Annotated in this window: 3 protein-coding genes; 1 reads left to right on the forward strand and 2 read right to left on the reverse strand. The window is 36.4% G+C overall.

Going from position 1 to position 5,218, the window contains the following annotated elements; translation table 11 throughout:
* Positions 1-506 precede the first annotated feature (506 nt).
* Complete coding sequence (locus JN080_RS28160; RefSeq protein ID WP_256239257.1) at positions 507-2,630, forward strand: ATP-dependent Clp protease ATP-binding subunit; 2,124 nt, start codon at positions 507-509, stop codon at positions 2,628-2,630.
* An 842-nt stretch (positions 2,631-3,472) separates the two neighbouring features.
* Here JN080_RS28160 and JN080_RS28170 read toward each other — a convergent pair.
* Positions 3,473-4,312, reverse strand: a complete 840-nt coding sequence (locus tag JN080_RS28170; protein ID WP_256239258.1) for a polysaccharide deacetylase family protein — start codon at positions 4,310-4,312, stop codon at positions 3,473-3,475.
* A 583-nt stretch (positions 4,313-4,895) separates the two neighbouring features.
* Positions 4,896-5,218, reverse strand: a 323-nt coding sequence (locus JN080_RS28175; RefSeq protein WP_256239259.1) for an IS110 family transposase, incomplete at its 5' end; no start/stop codon positions are given.

Raw genomic sequence — 5,218 nt, forward strand, 5'->3', positions numbered from 1 at the left:
CTGGTTAATTGAATTAGAAAACATTTTAGGGATCAGTAAACTGAGGTGTTGAATTAATGAAAAGATACATTATTCTTATAATGGCATTTTTTCTTGTTATTGCCCCTAATAAAGTAGGGGCAACATTTAAAGAAATGATATTGTTGCAAAAACTAGTAAAGAAAATAAACTTGTATGTCAAGAAAATGGATGGGTTATATCAAGGCTTCAAAATTCATTTTTATATTGTTATATATTTATTATTTAATTATATTTAGTAAAAGAGAGACTTGGGCGAAAATAGACTGACAATTACATTACATCATTTTTATGTTTCCAACAGTATGGTGGAGTAAACGTTTACTAGGTTGGGTATATACCCAACCATTACCTATAGAAATGTTAAAAGAAGTACAATATAATAGAAAGAAACTTAATAAAAAATTCACCGGGCCTACTGGTAGAAGTGGCTCCTTTTTCATATATTCATAGTCAAAAATAGTCAAAGTCAAAAGGAGGGTGGAACTATGATTTGTCAAAACTGTCAAACATCGCCAGCGAGTTATCAGTTAAACTTCTCATTGAATCATGGTCAAAGCCAAATTAGTTTGTGTGCGGAATGCTATGATATCGCAAAACAAAAATTGGAAAGCGGCTCCATTCAACTTGACAACCAAATGTTCAATCTGTTGGACACAGATGGCAGCCAGCCTGAGCAAAACAAAAATGTCCATGTAACCAAGCCAAAGAAACGAAAAAAAAATAGCTTTCTTGATCAACATGGACGGAACTTGACGAATGAAGCAAAAGAAGGGCGAATCGATGGAGTGATCGGTAGGGATCAAGAAATTGAACGTATCCTTCAAATATTAAACCGTCGTACAAAAAATAATCCGGTCTTAATCGGTGAGGCTGGTGTCGGGAAAACAGCGATCGTTGAAGGCCTTGCCCTTCAAATCATCAAAGGCAAAGTACCGGCGAAACTAAAAACGAAAGAAGTATATTTGCTAGACATCAGTTCACTTGTAGCAGGTACAGCCTACAGAGGACAATTTGAAGAAAAAATGAAAAAACTTATTGCTGAATTACACCAACGTGAAAACGTCATTTTGTTCATCGATGAACTACACATGATGGTTGGTGCTGGAGGTACGTCTGACGGTTCAATGGATGCAGGGAATATATTAAAACCAGCGTTAGCGCGCGGTGATATTCAAATTGTTGGCGCAACAACGATGAAAGAGTATCGCATGATTGAAAAAGATCCTGCACTTGAGCGTCGCTTCCAATCGATGATCGTGAAAGAACCGTCTGTGAATGAAGCGTTTGAAATTTTAAAAGGAATTCGGCCAGCATATGAAAAGTATCACGATGTAACGTATTCGGATGATGTCCTAAAAGCATGTGTGACACTATCAAAACGCTATATTCAAGATCGCTTCTTACCAGATAAGGCCATCGATTTAATGGATGAGGCCGGTGCAATACTAAACCTTGCTCATGGAGAGCTGGATGTTAACTATTTAAAACAGCGCTTAAAAGAAATTAGTGAAGAAAAACAACAAGCAACGAAATTAGAGCACTACGAAAAAGCGGCGATTCTTCGTGATGAAGAGAGAGAAATGAAACAAATATTATCTGAATACTCAGATAATATAACGAAAGATATTACCGTAGAAATGGTCCAAGAGATTATTGAAAAAAGTACTGGAATCCCTGTACAAAAGCTACAAAAAGCAGAGCAACAAAAAATGAAAGACTTGAAAGAGAGACTATCAAGTAAAATTATTGGACAGGATAAAGCTATTGAAAAAGTAGCCAATGCAATCTTAAGGGCAAGTGTTGGATTAAAACCGAAAACACGTCCAACCGCTTCATTTTTATTCTTAGGTCCAACAGGTACAGGTAAAACCGAGTTGACGAAAACTCTTGCCGCCGAATTATTCGGCAGTAAAGATGCGATGATTCGCCTAGATATGAGTGAATATATGGAAAAACATTCTGTCTCTAAGCTCATTGGTTCACCTCCTGGCTATGTCGGACATGAAGATGCAGGTCAGTTAACAGAACAAGTTCGCCGAAACCCTTATTCCATCATTCTGATGGATGAAATCGAAAAAGCACACCCAGATGTGATGAATGTGTTTCTTCAAATCATGGAAGATGGCAGGTTAACAGATAGCCAAGGAAGAGTCGTAAGCTTTACGGAAACGATTATTATCATGACTTCAAACGCAGGTGTTGTAAACAAAACTTTAGGGCCAATTGGTTTTGGCGGCGATGAACAGCAAGGAGCAGAGTCAAATATTGTCGATAAAATCGGAAATCACTTTAAGCTTGAATTCTTAAACCGTATTGATTCGATTATTGAGTTTAACCACCTACAAAAAGAGAACCTTGTGGAAATTATCGAGATTATGATGGCGGAGCTTAAAGAAACCTTAGAGGAACAAGGGATTTCCATTGAAATCGATAAGGAAGCAAAAGAAAAGATTGCCGAATTAGGATATAGCAATGTGTTTGGTGCTCGTCCACTTCGACGCGTCATTCAAGAGCAAATTGAAGATAAAATCACTTCTTTAATTATTAATAGCGAAAACGTAACTACGATCACTGTATCAGTAGAAAATAATAAAATTAACGTAGCATAAGCATGATGATCTTCATCTATCCTTTCAGCTTGTCGAGAAACCCCACTTTTCAAATCAGTGGGGTTTCTCTTATAAATAGATCATTCAATGTTGGAACAAAAAAAGATTTCTATAAAGAGGATTGCAAACCATCTCACCTCTTACAAAAAAAGACTTTTGATGATACTTGTAAAATTTCATAAAACCAGTGACTTCTCGGTATCTTCTTCATAGCTCTCAAATTTAGCATTTTAAACAGTCGTCTTCTAAAAAATCATTCAAGATTTACCAAACCGCCTGTTGAATTTACGAGAAACTAAAACGGGATTGGTAACAATACACATTAATTTATATAAGGAAAACCATTTATTAATACAATGGGGAGACTTTGAGGTTCATTAAGATTTAAGTCACCAGAAGAATTTGAATTAGGTACTAAAAATTGATGAAAGAACGAATAATATGGGAGAAATCACATTCGGATTGTTTGGCGGAGAACTTGATCGTTCAATTTCAAAATGGAATGCTGATTATGGGCAATGAAATGTACCATCCTTGACATAGTTTTTACCACTGAATGACAAAAAGTGTACCAATGAATGACAGACTGTTTTACCACTTGATATATTTGAAATAATCAAAAATGTTTTAGGTGTTATACAAGGTTAATTGATTTCCAAAAGAGCAGTCTTCCACGATCGGGCCATTTATTTGAATAACTTACTAAGATTGAAAAGGGGTGAACTTAAACTAACTTGCAGGATAGTTTAACACTTGGAAGGAATTTAGGAGGATTACCCATATGGTATAATCCTCTTAGATTTCTTCTCATGATTTTGAACCACACCACAGGCACGTAATAATTATTTAGCCGGGATATCCAATAATTCTGGTATGGTTACTAGTTTGAAGCCTTCTTTTTTTAGATCGTCAATAATTTTCGGAAGGGCATTTACCGTTCCCGATAAGTCTCCGCCAACTCCAGTACCGGAATGTTGTAAAATAATTGACCCAGTGTGTACATGTGTTAGAACATTGGTTGCTACTTGGTCAGCCTTTAAACCTTTCCAATCTAGGGAATCCACATTCCAATTCACAATGATTTTTTTTTGAGTCATTAACCATTGGACTTGTTTCTCGGTGACATTTCCATAGGGTGGTCTGACAATATTTGGAGTGAATCCAGTAAATTTCTCAATAAGCCTGTCCGTCTTAATAATCTGTTCATGGAATGCGTCGTCCTTTAGTTTCGGAAGATTAGCGTGGTTATACGAATGATTGCCGAGTATATGTCCTTCAGCCACTATCCTTTTTACTATATCGGGATAGGCTTCAACCCTCCATCCAACAACAAAAAACGTCGCTTTGACTCCATTCTTTTTTAAAATATCAAGTATTTTTGGAGTAAAGTTTGCGTCCGGTGCATCGTCAAAAGTCAAAGCGATTTCACGTTTTGTTCTAGGTCCATCCGTTAAAATGTCTCTGTGGTATTTATTTTGTATATCCGCTAAAGAAAGGGGATGACGTTCACGAACGTTTTGTTCCTGATCTGTTAAATTAAGAGTTAATGAAACGGTCTCTACTTTTGATTGTTCAGAAAAGTTATGTGAATTTGATCTTGGTGTTTTTTGGATTTTAATTTGTGTACAACCAGAACCTATACATAAGACTAAAAAAAATGGAATAAGCAAAAGAGGTTTCATGGTTATATACCATCCTTTTTAATATTTATTCAACTATGTAGATAGTTTTTGTTATTGCGGACCGATTATACTAGCTTCACGTAAAATGCATGGAATTAGAGCATCTTTGCATTAAACTTATTTGCTTAAAGGTCACATTAAGTTCTTATTTTGCTCCCTCAGTTAGATACGATTATCTCTCGAATACTCACTTATTCGCAGGATTTCAAATCACTTGAAAGAAAAATAAGGGATTGATTGAATGAGTTTTGACAATTTGGCTACATGAAGGCAGGCTTAAATAAAGGAGGCAGTGATAGCTCCAATGATTTCCGTATAAGGTACGTATTCTGCACGCCACCCTTGGAGGTTTTCACTCCCATGTCTCAACGGGTCAAATGCCCTCTCATTCCTTCGTCACACCTATCCAAGTGGTAGAAGGCCGGTCTTTCTAACGGAACGGGTCAGAAACCTTTTGCACAATAAATCCGGTACTTCGTACTTTCTTTGATATCCTACGAATAAGCCAATATTCGAAAGATATTAATCTTAAAAGCTATCAGTTACTTTGATGTGGTTATAAAAGAATTACAGTAAGTTTACGTTAGGCTGCCCATGGTGTTATAGAGTGCACTTTGTCAGGGCGATAGGATTCATTCTTTCGGACCATTCCTACTAATATTCTTGCAAATTTATTAATTAATTTCATGATGGATTTCATTTTTTTCATCTTTTTTACATGAACATTGTTAGAGGGTAGCTCTTTAAAATCAGGGTTGTTCATGAAAAGACTCATTATCGCTAAGTACAAGAAACGCCGCAAACGGGACCTCCCACGTTTAGAGAGGACAATTTGACCCTTCCATTTACCCGAACTAGCCTCTGCTAGATGTAAACCGGCATGACGTAATAAAGAATTACGATGGG

It is taken from the genome of Bacillus sp. EB600, from assembly GCF_024494385.1.
Taxonomy (GTDB): Bacteria; Bacillota; Bacilli; order Bacillales; family Cytobacillaceae; genus JAEVLT01.

Coding starts and splice junctions, on each gene's coding strand:
- JN080_RS28160 (WP_256239257.1), top strand. CDS start 507: ATGATTTGTCAAAACTGTCAAACATCGCCAGCGAGTTATCAGTTAAAC.
- JN080_RS28170 (WP_256239258.1), bottom strand. CDS start 4,312: ATGAAACCTCTTTTGCTTATTCCATTTTTTTTAGTCTTATGTATAGGT.